This is a genomic window from Mycobacterium sp. IDUB_36 (assembly GCF_055419225.1).
Genome location: NZ_JBVAXH010000001.1, coordinates 2,768,670 through 2,783,811, shown reverse-complemented (window position 1 = coordinate 2,783,811; position 15,142 = coordinate 2,768,670). Strand labels below are relative to the sequence as shown.

General features: G+C 66.8%; 13 protein-coding genes and 1 pseudogene. 4 read left to right on the top strand and 10 right to left on the bottom strand.

The annotated features are described in order from the left end of the window. Positions 1 to 47: 47 nt before the first annotated feature. On the bottom strand, positions 48 to 677 hold the full coding sequence (locus ACZYW1_RS13735; RefSeq protein WP_463786548.1) for a carbonic anhydrase: 630 nt from the start codon (positions 675 to 677) through the stop codon (positions 48 to 50). Positions 678 to 702: 25 nt separating this feature from the next. Between ACZYW1_RS13735 and ACZYW1_RS13730 the strand changes: the two genes are divergently transcribed. Then, the gene (locus ACZYW1_RS13730) at positions 703 to 1,584 is read left to right on the top strand and encodes an HhH-GPD family protein (RefSeq protein ID WP_463786547.1); all 882 of its coding nucleotides are present in this window, start codon (positions 703 to 705) and stop codon (positions 1,582 to 1,584) included. Here the strand turns inward: ACZYW1_RS13730 and ACZYW1_RS13725 are convergent. Next, positions 1,581 to 2,339, bottom strand: a complete 759-nt coding sequence (locus ACZYW1_RS13725; RefSeq protein WP_463786546.1) for an alpha/beta fold hydrolase — start codon at positions 2,337 to 2,339, stop codon at positions 1,581 to 1,583. The two genes, ACZYW1_RS13730 and ACZYW1_RS13725, sit on opposite strands and share 4 nt — an antisense overlap. Positions 2,340 to 2,394: 55 nt before the next feature. Here ACZYW1_RS13725 and mhuD point away from each other — a divergent pair, with 55 nt between their 5' ends. The 3 genes from mhuD to nicT are packed head-to-tail and all read left to right on the top strand — an operon-like array spanning position 2,395 to position 5,142. Further along, positions 2,395 to 2,706, top strand: coding sequence for a mycobilin-forming heme oxygenase MhuD (gene mhuD / locus ACZYW1_RS13720; RefSeq protein WP_463786544.1), 312 nt, complete (start codon positions 2,395 to 2,397; stop codon positions 2,704 to 2,706). Then, entirely contained in the window at positions 2,687 to 4,054 is a 1,368-nt protein-coding gene (locus ACZYW1_RS13715) for a serine hydrolase (protein WP_463786542.1), read from the top strand. Before mhuD ends, ACZYW1_RS13715 begins: the two co-directional genes overlap by 20 nt. Continuing rightward, complete coding sequence (nicT, locus tag ACZYW1_RS13710) at positions 4,054 to 5,142, top strand: Nickel transporter NicT (protein ID WP_463786538.1); 1,089 nt, start codon at positions 4,054 to 4,056, stop codon at positions 5,140 to 5,142. The genes ACZYW1_RS13715 and nicT overlap by 1 nt, the downstream gene beginning before the upstream one ends. Before the next feature lie 46 nt (positions 5,143 to 5,188). Here nicT and clpC1 read toward each other — a convergent pair whose 3' ends face one another. The 8 genes and pseudogenes from clpC1 to ACZYW1_RS13670 form a co-directional block, all read right to left on the bottom strand. Beyond that, on the bottom strand, positions 5,189 to 7,732 hold the full coding sequence (gene clpC1 / locus ACZYW1_RS13705) for an ATP-dependent protease ATP-binding subunit ClpC (RefSeq protein WP_463786537.1): 2,544 nt from the start codon (positions 7,730 to 7,732) through the stop codon (positions 5,189 to 5,191). Between the two features lie 224 nt (positions 7,733 to 7,956). Further along, the gene (gene lsr2, locus ACZYW1_RS13700; RefSeq protein WP_285185623.1) at positions 7,957 to 8,295 is read right to left on the bottom strand and encodes a histone-like nucleoid-structuring protein Lsr2; all 339 of its coding nucleotides are present in this window, start codon (positions 8,293 to 8,295) and stop codon (positions 7,957 to 7,959) included. Between the two features lie 116 nt (positions 8,296 to 8,411). Beyond that, complete coding sequence (gene lysS / locus ACZYW1_RS13695; protein WP_463786535.1) at positions 8,412 to 9,929, bottom strand: lysine--tRNA ligase; 1,518 nt, start codon at positions 9,927 to 9,929, stop codon at positions 8,412 to 8,414. A 111-nt stretch (positions 9,930 to 10,040) separates the two neighbouring features. Continuing rightward, positions 10,041 to 10,856, bottom strand: a complete 816-nt coding sequence (locus tag ACZYW1_RS13690) for a type III pantothenate kinase (protein WP_463786533.1) — start codon at positions 10,854 to 10,856, stop codon at positions 10,041 to 10,043. 13 nt (positions 10,857 to 10,869) lie between these two features. After that, the gene (gene panD / locus ACZYW1_RS13685; protein ID WP_463786532.1) at positions 10,870 to 11,277 is read right to left on the bottom strand and encodes an aspartate 1-decarboxylase; all 408 of its coding nucleotides are present in this window, start codon (positions 11,275 to 11,277) and stop codon (positions 10,870 to 10,872) included. Continuing rightward, a complete protein-coding gene (gene panC / locus ACZYW1_RS13680) occupies positions 11,277 to 12,221 on the bottom strand; it encodes a pantoate--beta-alanine ligase (protein ID WP_463786530.1) in 945 nt (314 codons plus the stop codon). The genes panD and panC overlap by 1 nt, the downstream gene beginning before the upstream one ends. After that, the gene (locus ACZYW1_RS13675; RefSeq protein ID WP_463786529.1) at positions 12,218 to 13,129 is read right to left on the bottom strand and encodes a Rossmann-like and DUF2520 domain-containing protein; all 912 of its coding nucleotides are present in this window, start codon (positions 13,127 to 13,129) and stop codon (positions 12,218 to 12,220) included. The genes panC and ACZYW1_RS13675 overlap by 4 nt, the downstream gene beginning before the upstream one ends. Positions 13,130 to 14,538: 1,409 nt before the next feature. Further along, positions 14,539 to 15,051: pseudogene (locus tag ACZYW1_RS13670) on the bottom strand (DUF6779 domain-containing protein); the annotation flags it as partial. Positions 15,052 to 15,142: the final 91 nt, after the last annotated feature.

Sequence of the window (15,142 nt, the reverse complement as noted above, 5' to 3'; positions counted from 1 at the left end):
AGCCCGACGGCCACCGCCAGAGTGCGTCTCCAACTCGTTCCAGCGACTCAGGCGTCAACCTTGTCGCCGACGTCGCCGATGATGTTGCGCACCACGACCTGCCCGTCGGCAAGGTGGTAGGTCGCACCGACGATCGCCAGGTCGCCGGCGGCAACCGCGGCCGCGATCGCCGACGAACGCTCGACCAGCTGGGTGCCGGTCTCCACCACGTGGCGTGCCTCGAATTCATCGGGCCGGGTAAGGCCCTCCCGGCGACCGAGCAGGATCGACGGGGTCACCCGCTCGACCAGGTCGCGCACGTAGCCGCCGGGCAACGCACCGTCGTCCAAAGCGGTCAGCGTCGCTTTGACCGCACCGCAGCTGTCGTGACCCAGGACGACGATCACCGACACACCCAGCGCGCCGACTGCGAATTCCAGTGATCCCAATACCGAGGAGTCGATGACGTGGCCGGCGGTGCGCACCACGAACATGTCCCCGAGCCCCTGGTCGAAGATGAGCTCGGCGGCCACCCGGCTGTCGCCGCAGCCGAACAGTGCGGTGGTGGGCTTCTGCCCCTTGGCCAGGCTGGCCCGGTGCTCGATGCTCTGGCTCGGGTGTTCGGGCTGGCCCGCGACGAAGCGCTCGTTACCCTCTTTGAGTGCTTTCCACGCGGTTACGGGATCGGTATTCGGCATATCGCTCATTGTGCCGTAGTCGGCTATGACACTCGCTGTAACGCATAGTGAACTCTTGGACTGGTACGCCCGGTCGCGCCGCGACTTGCCGTGGCGCGATCCCGCGGTGACGCCGTGGCAGATCCTGGTCAGCGAGTTCATGCTGCAGCAAACACCGGTGTCGCGGGTGGAGCCGATCTGGCGGGAGTGGATCGCGCGCTGGCCGACGCCGTCGGCCACGGCTGCGGCGGGTACCGGCGAGATCGTGCGGGCCTGGGGCAAGCTCGGCTACCCGCGCCGGGCCAAGCGCCTGCACGAGTGCGCGATCGTCATCGCGCGCGATCACGGCGACCGGGTACCCGACGACGTCGAGCTGTTGCTGACGCTGCCCGGGGTCGGCGCCTATACCGCCCGCGCGGTGGCGTGCTTCGCCTACCAGCAGGCGGTGCCGGTGGTCGACACCAATGTGCGGCGGGTGGTGGCCCGTGTAGTGCACGGCAAGGCCGATGCCGGTGCGGCGTCCACGGTCCGCGACCACGCCGACGTGTCGGCGCTGTTGCCGAAAGACTCGACCGCGCATACATTTTCCGCGGCGCTGATGGAATTGGGTGCCACGGTGTGTCAGGCGCGGACGCCGAAGTGCGGCATCTGCCCGCTCAGCGCCTGTGGCTGGCGGCAGGCCGGTTTTCCGCCGTCGGACGGCCCGGCCCGTAAACCGCAGGGCTACGCCGGAACCGACCGACAGGTCCGCGGGCGGTTGCTGGACGTGTTGCGCGGCAACGACTTACCCGTCACCCGCGACCAACTCGACGTCGTCTGGCTGCGCGACACGGTACAGCGTGACCGGGCACTGGAGTCGCTGCTCGCCGATGGTCTGGTGGCCAAGACCAGCGACGGGCGCTTCGCCCTGGCCGGCGAGGAAGGCTAACCGGCCGCCAGGAATGACTCCACCGCCTGGCGATATGCCTGCGGCGCATCATCGTGCACCAGATGGCCCGCATCTGGTACACGCAAATATTTTGTCCGATAACCGTTTTCGATCATCGTCTGCATCTGGCCGGCCGGGGCCACCGAGTTGCCGGCCTCGATGAGCAGGGTCGGTGACCGCACCGCCCGCCATTGCGTCCAATAGTCGCGAGTGCCCCACTCGGCGGCGATCTCGATCCATCGAGAGGTGTGCCCGTGCAGCCGCCACCCGTCGTCGGTCCGGTCGAAGGCTTCCAGGAAGTACCTGCCGGCGATGTCGCCGAATTCCGCGATGACCTTGTCCGGGGAATCGAAGTCGACCGGCAGGCTGTGCAGCCATGGCTCCCACGGGCCGGTGGTGCGGCCGCGGAAGTCCGGTGCCATGTCTTCGACCACCAGCGCAGAGACCAGCTCCGGGCGCTCGGCGGCCAGGCACCAGGAGTGCAACCCACCCATCGAGTGGCCGATAAGCCGGACCGCTGCGCCCAGTTCGGCCACCGCGTCGCCCAGGTCGGACACAAAGCGCTCGGTGCTGATCGGGAACGGATCTGCGACGTCGCGACCGCGATGCCAGGGGGCGTCGTAGGTGTAGACCGCACCCAACCGTCGCAGCCACGGCAGCTGTCGCGACCAGGTGCTGCCCCGGCCCATCAGGCCGTGCACCAGCACCAGCGGTTCACCCCGACCGCCGCGATGGGTGAGCAGATCAGCGGCCATCCAGCTATCTTCGCGCGCTGTAGGTGGGCTATTGCGGGCGCGGTAGCCTTGCGCAATGCCAGTGGTGAAGATCAACGCAATCGAGGTGCCTGCGGACGCCGGCCCCGAGTTGGAGAAGCGGTTCGCCCACCGCGCGCACGCCGTCGACAACTCGCCCGGGTTCCTGGGCTTCCAGCTGCTGCGCCCCGTCAAGGGCGAGGACCGCTACTTCGTGGTGACGCAGTGGGAGTCCGAGGAGGCATTCCAGGCCTGGGCGACCGGGCCTGCCATCGAGGCGCACGCCGGGCAACGGCAGAACGCGGTGGCGACCGGCGCGTCGCTGCTGGAATTCGAGGTTGTGTTAGACGTTGCCGGATCCGGCAAGTAGGCGCTACCGGCGCCCGCGCGGAGGCCGGGCCGCGGCGATAGCGGCGACCGTCGCGCTGCTCACCGTATTGACGCCGGCCTGCGCGCCACCTCCGCCACCGGCGGCACACGCCGCCGAGTCCAACCGGAACATCGATGTCCGGACTCCGGCCGGTCTGCGGGCGCGACAGACCCTGGACATGCTGAACTCGGACTGGCCGATCGGCCCGGTCGGGGTTGGCACCCTGGCGACTCCGAAGATGGTCGAGCAGGTCCAGACGGTGATGGAGAAGCTGTGGTGGGATCGGCCCTTCACACTGCGCTCGGTCGACGTCAAAGCGGGTGCTGCCACTCTGAAGCTGACGACGTCGTACGGTGCCCAGCAAGAGATCTGGGTGCACACCGACGAGAACACCATGGTCGACGGATTCGACCTCACCACGCTCCCCCCGAAGATTTCGCGGTGGAGTGACGTCGACGCGCTGTTGGCCAAGACCGAAGCCCGCTATTCATGGCAGGCCACCAAAGTCGATGCCGGTCAATGTGATCGGATTGCCGGCGCCAACACCGACCTGTCGCTGCCGCTGGCCTCCATCTTCAAGCTGTACGTGCTCTACGCCGTAGCCGAATCGATCACGGCCGGGACGGTGTCCTGGGATGACCAGCTACTTGTGACCGAAAAGGGCAAAGCCGTCGGGTCCAGCATGGATCTGGCTGTCGGAGAACAAATCTCGGTTCGCACCGCCGCCGAGAAGATGATCGCCACCAGCGACAACATGGCGACCGACATGCTGATCGAGAAAGTCGGGCGGCAGGCTGTCGACGACGCGTTGGCAAAAGCGGGACATCACGACCCCGCCGCGATGACCCCGTTCCCGACGATGTACGAACTGTTTTCCATTGCATGGGGCCGGCCGGACGTCCGGGCCCAATGGAAACAGGCCACCGCGCAAGAGCGCGCCGAGATGCTGCAACGCGCCGATTCCGCTGTTTACGAACCAGATCCGAACCGGGCACACGTGCCAGCCTCAGCATTCGGCGCGGAATGGTATGGCAGCGCCGAAGACATCTGCCGCGTGCACGTCGCGCTGCAGGCGGCCGCCGTCGGTGCCGCCGCACCGGTCAAGAAGATGCTGGATGCCGCGACCGGCGTCAACCTCGACCGTAACCAGTGGCCGTACGTTGGCTCGAAGGCCGGTGGTCTACCGGGTGATTTGACGTTCAGCTGGTACGTCGTCGACATCGGCGGCCAGCCCTTCGTGGTGAGCTTTCAGCTGAACTGGCCGCGCGACCACGGACCGAGTCTCACTGGCTGGATGCTGCAGGTGGCCAAACAAGTCTTCGCCTTGCTGCCTGCCCAACACCGCTAGTGCCCCAACTCGTCCGTCGCCTGCTGGCGACCTGGAATCGTCGCGACTTCGTCGAGATCGGTGTCTTGCTCGGTGTGATCGCGGTGATGCATCTGGTCGGCTTCGCGGTATTGGTGTTCATCATCGCGCCGCACCACTATCGCTCTGGCACGCAGGTATTCGGTGTCGGGCTGGGCGTCACTGCGTACCTGTTCGGGCTGCGGCACGCGTTCGATGCCGACCACATCGCGGCCATCGACAACACCACGCGCAAGCTCATGTCGGACGGAAAACGGCCCAAGGCGGTCGGATTCTGGTTCGCCATGGGGCATTCGACCTTGGTGCTGGTGATGGCCGTGCTGATCATGCTCGGCGCGCGGGCGGTGGGCACCCTGGCCGACGACAAGTCGCCCACCCGTCATGCGCTGGGCTTCGCCGGAACCCTGGCCTCGGGCTTGTTCCTCTATCTCATCGCCATCATGAACGTGATCGCGATGATCGGGATCCATCGCGCATTCGCCAAACTTCGCGACGGCTCGTACTCCGACAGCGAAATCGAAGCGGCGCTTGATGATCGGGGGTTTTTCGCCCGACTGTTGCGTCCGGTGATGAATCGCATCACCAGGCCGATACAGCTGTACCCGGTGGGCGCACTGTTCGGCCTCGGGTTCGACACCGCAACCGAGGTCGCGTTACTGGCACTCGCGGGCAGTGGTGCGGCGGCCGGACTGCCGTGGTACGCAATACTGGTGGTGCCGTTGTTGTTTGCGGCCGGCATGACGCTGATGGACACCCTGGACGGGCTGCTGATGACCGTGGCCTACGACTGGGCTTTCATGCAGCCGGTACGCAAGATCTACTACAACCTCGCGGTCACCGGTCTGTCGATCGCGGTGGCGCTACTGATCGGGTCGATCGAACTGGTGTCGATACTGCACGACGACCTCGACTGGGTCGATCCGATCACCAGTTGGGTGAGCGGGATCGACCTCAACAACGCCGGCCTGGCGATCGTGGCCCTGTTCGCGGTGACCTGGCTCGGCGCGATCGCCTACTGGAAACTGGCCGACGTCGAAGCCCGCTACCGGACCGCCGACTCGGCCGAATAGCCGAAAGCCGGCTAACGCGTTGCGCTAGCCGGCTTTTCGGTTCGTCTTACGGCGTGGGTGTCCCCGTGCTACCGGCGGCATGCGCACCGGTGCTCGCGAGGTCGGGCTCGACTGGCTTGCGGGCGCCGTGGAACGTGAACACCGCGTCCTCGCCGTTCCCCTCGCCGTCCCAGTTGTCCACGTCGACCGTCACCAGCTGGCCCGGACCGACCTCGTCGAACAGGATCTTCTCGGAGAGCTGGTCCTCGATCTCCCGCTGGATGGTCCGGCGCAGCGGGCGGGCGCCCAACACCGGGTCGAAGCCACGCTTGGCCAGCAGCGACTTGGCTTTGTCGCTGAGCTCCATCGCCATGTCCTTGGCCTTGAGCTGCTTGCCCACCCGGCCGATCATCAGGTCGACCATCTCGATGATCTCTTCCTTGGTCAGCTGGTGGAAGACGATGATGTCATCGATACGGTTCAGGAACTCCGGGCGGAAGTGTTTCTTCAGCTCGTCGTTGACCTTCTGCTTCATCCGCTCGTAGTTGTTCTCGCCACCGCCCTGGGTGAAGCCCAGCCCGACCGCCTTGCTGATGTCGGAGGTACCGAGGTTCGAGGTGAAGATCAGCACGGTGTTCTTGAAGTCGACCGTGCGGCCCTGGCCGTCGGTGAGACGACCGTCCTCGAGGACCTGCAACAGGCTGTTGTAGATCTCCTGGTGGGCCTTCTCGATCTCGTCGAACAACACCACCGAGAACGGCTTGCGCCGCACCTTCTCGGTGAGCTGGCCGCCCTCTTCGTAACCGACGTATCCCGGCGGGGCACCGAACAACCGCGACGCGGTGAACCGGTCGTGGAACTCACCCATGTCGATCTGGATGAGCGCGTCGTCGTCGCCGAACAGGAAGTTGGCCAGCGCCTTGGACAGCTCGGTCTTACCCACACCGGACGGGCCGGCGAAGATGAACGAACCGGACGGCCGCTTGGGGTCCTTCAACCCGGCGCGAGTGCGACGGATCGCCTTGGAGACGGCCCGCACCGCGTCCTCCTGGCCGATGATCCGCTTGTGCAGCTCGTCTTCCATCCGCAGCAACCGGGTGGTCTCGGCCTCGGTGAGCTTGAACACCGGAATACCGGTCCAGTTACCGAGGACCTCGGCGATCTGCTCCTCGTCGACCTCGGCGACGACATCGAGATCCCCTGAGCGCCATTGCTTTTCACGCTCAGCCCGCTGGGCCACCAGCTGCTTCTCACGGTCGCGCAGACTGGCCGCCTTCTCGAAGTCCTGCGCGTCGATCGCGGACTCCTTCTCCCGGCGGGCGTCGGCGATCTTCTCGTCGAACTCGCGCAGGTCTGGCGGAGCGGTCATCCGGCGGATGCGCATCCGCGCGCCGGCCTCGTCGATCAGGTCGATTGCCTTGTCCGGCAGGAACCTGTCGTTGATGTAGCGGTCGGCCAGCGTGGCGGCAGCCGTCACGGCACCGTCGGTGATGGACACCCGGTGGTGCGCCTCGTAGCGGTCCCGCAGGCCCTTGAGGATCTCGATGGTGTGCTCCACCGTCGGCTCGCCGACCTGAACCGGCTGGAACCGGCGCTCGAGGGCGGCGTCCTTCTCGATGTACTTGCGGTATTCGTCGAGGGTGGTCGCTCCGATGGTCTGGAGCTCGCCGCGGGCCAGCTTCGGCTTCAGGATCGACGCCGCGTCGATGGCGCCCTCGGCCGCTCCGGCACCGACCAGCGTATGCAGTTCGTCGATGAACAGGATGATGTCGCCGCGGGTGTTGATCTCCTTGAGCACCTTCTTCAGGCGCTCTTCGAAGTCACCGCGGTAACGGCTGCCGGCCACCAGTGAACCCAGGTCGAGGGTGTAGAGCTGCTTGTCCTTCAGCGTCTCGGGCACCTCGCCGTGCACGATCGCCTGCGCGAGACCCTCCACGACGGCGGTCTTGCCGACGCCTGGCTCACCGATCAGCACCGGGTTGTTCTTGGTGCGGCGGGACAGCACCTGCATGACCCGCTCGATTTCCTTCTCGCGGCCGATGACCGGGTCGAGCTTGCCCTCCATGGCAGCCGCGGTCAGGTTACGACCGAACTGGTCGAGCACCAGCGAGGTGGACGGCGAGCCGGACTCGCCGCCGCGGCCACCGGTGCCGGCCTCGGCGGTCTCCTTGCCCTGATAGCCGCTCAGCAGCTGGATGACCTGCTGGCGCACCCGGGTGAGTTCAGCGCCCAGTTTCACCAGAACCTGGGCGGCGACGCCCTCGCCCTCACGGATCAGTCCGAGCAGAATGTGCTCGGTGCCGATGTAGTTGTGGCCGAGTTGCAGCGCTTCGCGCAAGCTCAGCTCGAGAACTTTCTTCGCGCGCGGGGTGAAGGGGATGTGACCGGACGGGGCCTGTTGGCCCTGACCGATGATCTCCTCGACCTGGCTGCGGACACCTTCCAGGGAGATGCCCAACGACTCCAGCGACTTGGCCGCTACGCCCTCGCCCTCGTGGATGAGACCCAGCAGGATGTGCTCGGTGCCGATGTAGTTGTGGTTGAGCATCCGGGCCTCTTCTTGCGCCAGGACGACAACCCTGCGGGCACGGTCAGTAAAACGTTCGAACATTGGCGTTTACCTGCTCTCCCTCACCATCGGTACTTCAGTCTCTGCCGGCTTTAGCGCCGGCGCCGCGTACCTGACTTCCACTGTAGTGGTCGGCCGGCCGGGCTACCCACCTTGCCGTTGCGAACCCGTTACAGCTGTGACAAGACAACGCGGGAAAACGAGCATTCGTTTCCCGCGTTGTGTGTCAGATCAGTTCGCTGCTAGCGAAAGTGGGACGGCGCCGATCAGGTCGCGGCGTGAAAAGCGTCGATGACGTCGGCCGGGATCCGGCCCCGCGTCGACACGTTGTGGCCGTTGCGACGCGCCCAGTCCCGGATCGCGGCGCTCTGCTCACGGTCGATGGCACCGCGGCCCCGGCCGGAACTCGACCGCCCACGACGGCGCCCGCCGACCCGTCGAGAGGCTTCCACCCATTGCTTCAGGTCGTTGCGGAGTTTCGTCGCATTTTTAGCCGAAAGGTCAATCTCATAGGTGACACCGTCAAGACCAAATTCGACGGTTTCATCGGCGGCGCCTTCACCGTCGAAATCGTCGACAAGAGTAACGGTCACTTTCTTTGCCATGGCTGAGCCTCATGCTTTCTTCTTAGACACTTGCCATACAAGACACGTGCTCGGACCGCCCCCGCCGCATAATCTGCCATACCCCGACGGGTAATTCAATACAGCGTCACCGGAGCTCAGCTGCTATGCGGACGCACAATAGGAAATAATACTGTTTCCCTTATCGACAGGCCGGTCAAAGCCATCAACAGCCGATCGATGCCCATTCCGGTTCCCGTGCACGGCGGCATAGCGTGTTCCAGCGCGGCCAGGAAATCCTCGTCCAGGACCATCGCCTCGTCGTCGCCGGCCGCCGCCGCGCGGGCCTGCTCAGCGAACCTCTCCCGCTGGACCACCGGGTCGATCAACTCCGAGTAACCGGTGGCCAGCTCGAACCCGCGGATATACAAATCCCACTTCTCGGTCACTCCGGCAATGCTGCGATGCTGACGCGTCAATGGAGTTGTCTCGACGGGAAAGTCCTTGACGAAGGTCGGCGCCGTCAGCGTTGCGCCGACGGTGTGCTCCCAGAGTTCCTCGATCAACTTGCCGTGGCCGTAGCCGCGGTCGGTCGGCACCTCGACGCCGAGTGAGGCCGCGATAGCGAGCAGGCCAGCAACATTGGAGTTCGGTGTGATCTCTTCGCCAAGTGCCTCGGATAGTGACGGATACATTTGAATCGACGCCCATTCTCCGTCGATGTCATAGACGCTGCCGTCGGGTAGCGGGAGTTGTCGACTACCGATCGCCTCGTCAGCCACCTGTTGAATAAGCTCGCGGGTAACAACGGCAGAATCGTCATACGTTCCATACGCTTGATACGTCTCCAGCATGGAGAATTCCGGCGAATGCGTGGAATCGGCACCTTCGTTTCGGAACACTCGATTTACTTCGAAGACCCTGTCGAAGCCACCGACTACGCAGCGCTTCAGGAACAGTTCCGGTGCGATCCGAAGGTAGAGATCGATGTCGAGCGCATTGGAGTGCGTCACGAAGGGTCGTGCGGCCGCGCCACCGGCCAAAGTCTGCAAGATCGGCGTCTCGACTTCTAAAAAGCCGCGTTGCTCCAGAGCATTACGCAATGCGCGCATCACGGCAATTCGCTGACGGGCCACCGTGCGCGCCTCGGGGCGCACGATCAGGTCGACGTAGCGCTGCCGGACCCGGGATTCCTCGCTCATCTCCTTGTGCGCCACCGGCAGCGGACGCAGGGCCTTGGAGGCCATCTGCCAACTGTCGCCGAGCACGGACAGCTCACCGCGCCGGGAGCTGATCACCTCGCCGTGGACGAAGACGATGTCGCCGATGTCGACGTCGGCCTTCCATTCGTCGAGCGCCTGCTGCCCGACCCCGGCCAGGCTGACCATGACTTGCAATTGGGTGCCGTCGCCGTCCTGGAGACTGGCGAAGCACAGCTTGCCGGAGTTGCGGGCGAACACCACCCGGCCGGCGACCCCGACGACGTCTCCGGTTGCGGAGTCGGCCGGCAGATCGGGATACGCGGCGCGGATCTGCGCGAGGGTGTGGGTGCGAGGAACTTCGACGGGGTAGGGATCGCGACCCCCGGCGGCGAGACGCTCCCGCTTGTCCCGGCGTATCCGAAACTGCTCGGGGAGGTCTCGGGGGTCCGCGGAGTCGTTGTCGCCGGCCGTCACGAACAGCCAGCTTAAAGCAGTTAAGACGGTGGGGTGTTCGCGGCGGTCGGCGTCGCGGGACAGCAGCAGGGCGCGGTCGCGCCTGACTCGGTCTGGCGTGGAGCGGATCGGTCAGCGTGCGGTCTTGAGGCGTCCGCGCTGACTGTCGCGGTTGCGCTCGAACACCAGGCGCAGCCCGTGCAAGGTCAGGTGCTGGTCGTAGTGATGCACCGAGCTCAGCTCGGCCAGCAGCAGCGGAGCGGTGTGACCGGTTGCCACCACGGCCACGTTGTCGCCGGCGAAGCCGTCGACGTCGGCGCGGATTCGGCCGACCAGGCCGTCGACCAGGCCGGCGAAACCGAACACGGCCCCGGCTTGCATGCATTCGACGGTGTTCTTGCCGACCACCGATCGGGGCCTGGTCAGCTCGACCCGCCGCAAGGCGGCCGAGCGGGCCGCGGCGGCATCAGAGGAGACCTGGATGCCCGGCGCGATCGCGCCGCCGAGGAATTCACCCTTGGCGGACACCACGTCGACGCAAATCGAGGAGCCGAAGTCGATCACGATTGCCGCGGTGTTGTATTTCTGAAAAGCCGCCAGGCAGTTGACGATCCGATCGGCACCGACTTCTTTCGGGTTGTCGACCAGCAGCGGGATGCCGGTGCGGACACCGGGTTCGATCAACACGTGCGGCACCGTCGGCCAGTACTGCTCGAGCATCAGCCGCACTTCGTGCAGCACCGAGGGCACGGTGGACAGCGCCGTCGCACCGGTGAGCTGATCGGAGTCGTCGCCGATGAGCCCGTCGATGGTGAGCGCCAGTTCGTCGGCGGTGATCTCGGACTCAGTCCGGATCCGCCACTGCTGCTCGACTTTCGCGTGATCTTTGGTGCCCGACAGCAGCCCGACGACGGTGTGGGTGTTGCGGACGTCGATGGCCAGCAGCACGGCTAGCGGGCCTTCATCGCGGCGAGACCAGCTCGCCTGCGTCGGCCGGCACGAAGGCGGGGTCGTTACCCAGGTCGATGGCCTTGTTCTCGGCGTCGACGAAGACGATCCTGGGCTGGTAGCTACGCGCCTCGGCATCCTCCATCTGGGCGTAGGCGATCAGGATCACCAGGTCGCCGGGATGTACGAGATGCGCTGCCGCACCGTTGATTCCGATCACACCGCTGCCCCGTTTGCCGGTGATCGCGTACGTGACGAGCCGGGCCCCGTTGTCGATGTCGACGATGGTCACCTGTTCGCCCTCGAGCAGGTCGGCCGCGTCCATCAGATCGGCGTCGATGGTCACCGAACCCACGTAGTGCAGGTCCGCCTGCGTGACTGTCGCACGGTGGATCTTCGACTTGAGCATTGTCCGTATCATCAGTTCCTCCAATGTGATTCGAGAGGCTCGGCTGGTGCGGCGGGCATCAGCCCGTCGGCGCCGATGGTGGTTCCGATCTCAATTGCGACGTTGTCCAGCAGTCTGGTTCTGCCCAGTCGCGCGGCGACCAGCAGACGGCCGGCGCCGGTGACGGGGGCCGGTCCCAGGCCGCCGTCACGCACCTCGAGGTAGTCCACGTCGATCGCCGGGACTTCCGAGAGGACCGAATTGGCGGCATCCAGTGCGGCCTGCGCGCCACCCGGCGCGGCGTGCGAGCCGGCCAGCAGAGCGGCCGACAAGATGCCGGCCAATTCGCGTTCGGCGGCGCTGAGATACCGGTTGCGTGACGACATCGCCAGACCATCGGTTTCGCGCACGATCGGCACGCCGACCACCTGGACGTCGATGTCGAGGTCGGAAACCATCTGATGGACCAGCACCAGCTGCTGATAGTCCTTCTCGCCGAAGAAGATTCGATCGGGTGCAACGATCTGCAACAGTTTGCAGACCACCGTCAGCATGCCCGCGAAATGCGTCGGCCGCACAGCGCCTTCGAGCTCCGATCCAAGCGGTCCGGGGTACACCGTGGTCCGCGGACCGCCCGGGTACATCCCCGAAGCGCTTGGCGTGAACGCTATTTCGACTCCCTCACCGCGCAGCAAGGCCAAGTCCGACTCGAGGATGCGCGGATAGGCGTCGAGATCCTCGTCGGCGCCGAACTGTAACGGGTTCACGAAAATCGAGACCACCACCACCGAGCCGGGTACGCGCTTGGCGGCCCGCACCAGCGCCAGGTGCCCGTCGTGCAGAGCTCCCATGGTCGGCACCAGCATCACCCGTCGGCCGGTTCGGCGTAACGCCCGGCTGATCTGCCTGACGTCGGCCGGCTCCACAAAGAGGTTGAGCTCGCCGGCGTTGAATTTCGGTGGCCGTCTGCTGCTCATCGCGCCAGCACCTCGAGCACGTCGTCGGGAGCATGGACCTTCTCGGCCGTGCGCATCGCGTTCGCCCGGTAGGCCTGGGCCAACTGCGGGTCGACCAGCTGCAGCGCACGCAGGTGACCGGCGACGACGCCGGCGTCGCCGCGAGCGATCGGGCCGGTCAAGGCCGCCTGTCCGCGATGCAGCGTGTTCTCCAGCGCCGCGCGGGCCAGCGGTCCCAGGATGCGCTCGGCGATGCCGCCGGGCTGATTGTCGACCAGCTGTTGTCCGAGCAGCTCGGTACCGGACACCGCGGCCCGCAGCGCATCGAGGGCGTCGGTGACCACGGTGACGATGTGGTTGCCGGCGTGGGCCAGGGCCGCGTGATAGAGCGTGCGCGCGTGCTCGGGAACCCGGAACGGTTCGCCTCCGATCTCGAGCACCAGGGACTGCGCGATCGCATAGCCGACTTCGTCGGCCGCGGTGATGCCGAAGCAGGTGTCGGGAAGGCGTGCGATGTCCTCGTCGGATCCGGTGAACGTCATCGCGGGATGAATGGCCAGCGGAATGCAGTCTCGAGAGCTCAGCGGGGCCAGCACGTCAACGCCGTTGACGCCCGAGGTGTGCACGACGATGGTGCCGGGCCGCACCGCCTGAGTCGACGCCAAACCCGTTACCAGGCCGGGCAATTCGGTGTCCGGCACGGCCAGCAGCAGCAACTCGGCGTCACCCGCGACATCAGGCACCGAGGCCACCGGAGTGTCCGCCAACCAGCGCTCGGCGCGCTGCCGGGACGCTCGCGAAACGGCACTGCAGGCGACGACCACATGGTCGACGCGCTCCAGCGCCACCCCCAGTGCGGTTCCAACCCGGCCGGCGGAGATGATCCCCACCTTGAGCCGAGCCGGGCGCAATCCGTCGAACTGCACCATCGCAGACGACCCTCACAAGTCCTTGGTTTCGTTCCAGTCCCGCGTAGCGGGTACCGGACGGTCGTAGAGATGCTACCGCGACACCTCAGCCGGACGCTGTGGTGTTCGCCTCAGTCCTCGCGGCGTCGTCGACGCCCGCCCTCCGACGGGGTGGACTGCAACCGCGCCAACAGGTCGGCCACCGACTGCCCGCCGGACTGTGGGTCGCCGGATTCGGCCAGCGCGTCGGCGCCGCGATGGCGGGCGCTGGCCGCGGGCGGCGGCGACATCGCCGGGCCGCGGTCCGGAGCTGCCGTCGGTGATGGTGGTGGCGGTGGCGGCGGCGGTGACATCGCCGGGGCTGGAGAATCGATATCGGCAGACGCGGCGTCGGCGGGCTCGGCCGAGTGGCGAGACCGGGCGCGCCGGCCCGACTCGCTCGACTCAGGTTGTACCTCCCTCGGCTGGCCGGCCGGGTTGGGCTGGCCGGCCGGGTTGGGCTGGCCAGCAGGGTTGGGAGCCGATTCGGCAGGGCCGCCGGAGTGGCGGCCCCGACGCTCAGCAGGCGCCTCTGCGGCTGGGTCACCGCTGCCGGGGGCACGGTGTGAGAGCTTGTCGCGGGACGGACCGTTGTCGTACGCCCACGACGCCGGCACCGGACTCTCGGGTTGACCGGAATTCCAGTTGCTGCCCGGAGCTCCCGGAGGCAACCATTGGCCCTCCTGGCTGACCGGCTGCCAGGTCGCCGGTTGCTCCGGTTGCCGCGGCGCCTCCCCGGGTGGCGGCCACGGGATCCGCGGCTGATACTGGGGCGGCTCGGGTTGTTGCAGCTCGGGCCGCTCGGGTGTCGCCTGCTGTTGCGGCGGCTCAGGCGGTGGGGGCGTCGGGGCCGGGGCGAACTGTGCGGGAACCGGTTCTGGCCGGTCCGGACGCTGAGGCGGTGCCGGCAGCGGCTCAGAGGGCGGGCCGCCTTCGGCACGACGATGCGACCGCCGCGGCGACTGGGGCGGCTCGAATCGCTGCGGCCCGGTCGTGGGCGAGGTGCCGGGGGCGACCCACCCAGCGGGCTGAGCCGGTGGCTGAGCCCAGCCGCGGCCCTCGGGTGGCCGCTCGATCGGGCCGACGGGCGCCTGCGGTGGATGCCAGCCGCCGGTGGGCGCCGGCTCTTGGCGGGCGGGGGGTGTTTCGGGCTCGCTGGGACGCCAATGCGAACCGCGCTCCGGCTCAGCCGTCGCCTCCGGGGTCCGGCCCGGACGAGGCGGTGCGTAGGCCTCGTGTGGCTGCGGGGCGTAAGCCTGGTGGTAGCTCTCCACCGCCGGCTGCCGCGGCGCGGCCGGGGCCAGCGGCTCCTCGTGCACGTCGATGATGGTGTCGTCGGACCGCCGGGCAGGTTCTTCGGCCCGGACCGACGACACCCGGTTGACGCGATCGCGGGCACTTTCGTTCTCGCGGTCCCACTCGGAGTAGCCGCGGACCGCCTTGCGCTCGCCCTCCAGTGCCGGCCGGTCGCTGAGCTCCGCGTCGAACAGGATCTCCAAGTTGGTACGCAGTGCCGCCAGCTCGGCGCGGAGCTCGGATACCTCATCGGACGCCTGCGCCCGCAGTTCGGAGGCAAGCTCGCGACGCAGCTGGGACTCCACGGTCAGCTCGTACTCGCGCCGCGCCGAGATCTCCCGGTCCAGTTGCAAGTCGTACACCAGCTTGAGGTCCCGCGCCCTGGCCTGATCCACATCGCTCTGCCGGCGGTAGATCACCGAGACAAACGCCGCCACCACGGCGGCCCACAGCGCGAGGATCACCGCGAGCTTCAGGAGTTCGACTCTGCTGGTGAAGACCAGCGCGGAACTGGCTCCGATGGCCAGAACCAGCAACGCCGTCAGCAGTACCCAACCGGGTCTGCGGCCGCTGCGCCGCATGCGGACGCCGCGGGACAGATCGGTCATGGCCCGACTGTACCGGCCCTAGGTCACTGCGCGTGTCGCCGCGCTCCGGCGTTTCTCACCTGGACTAATCGCCGAATTCCGGTGGTCACCG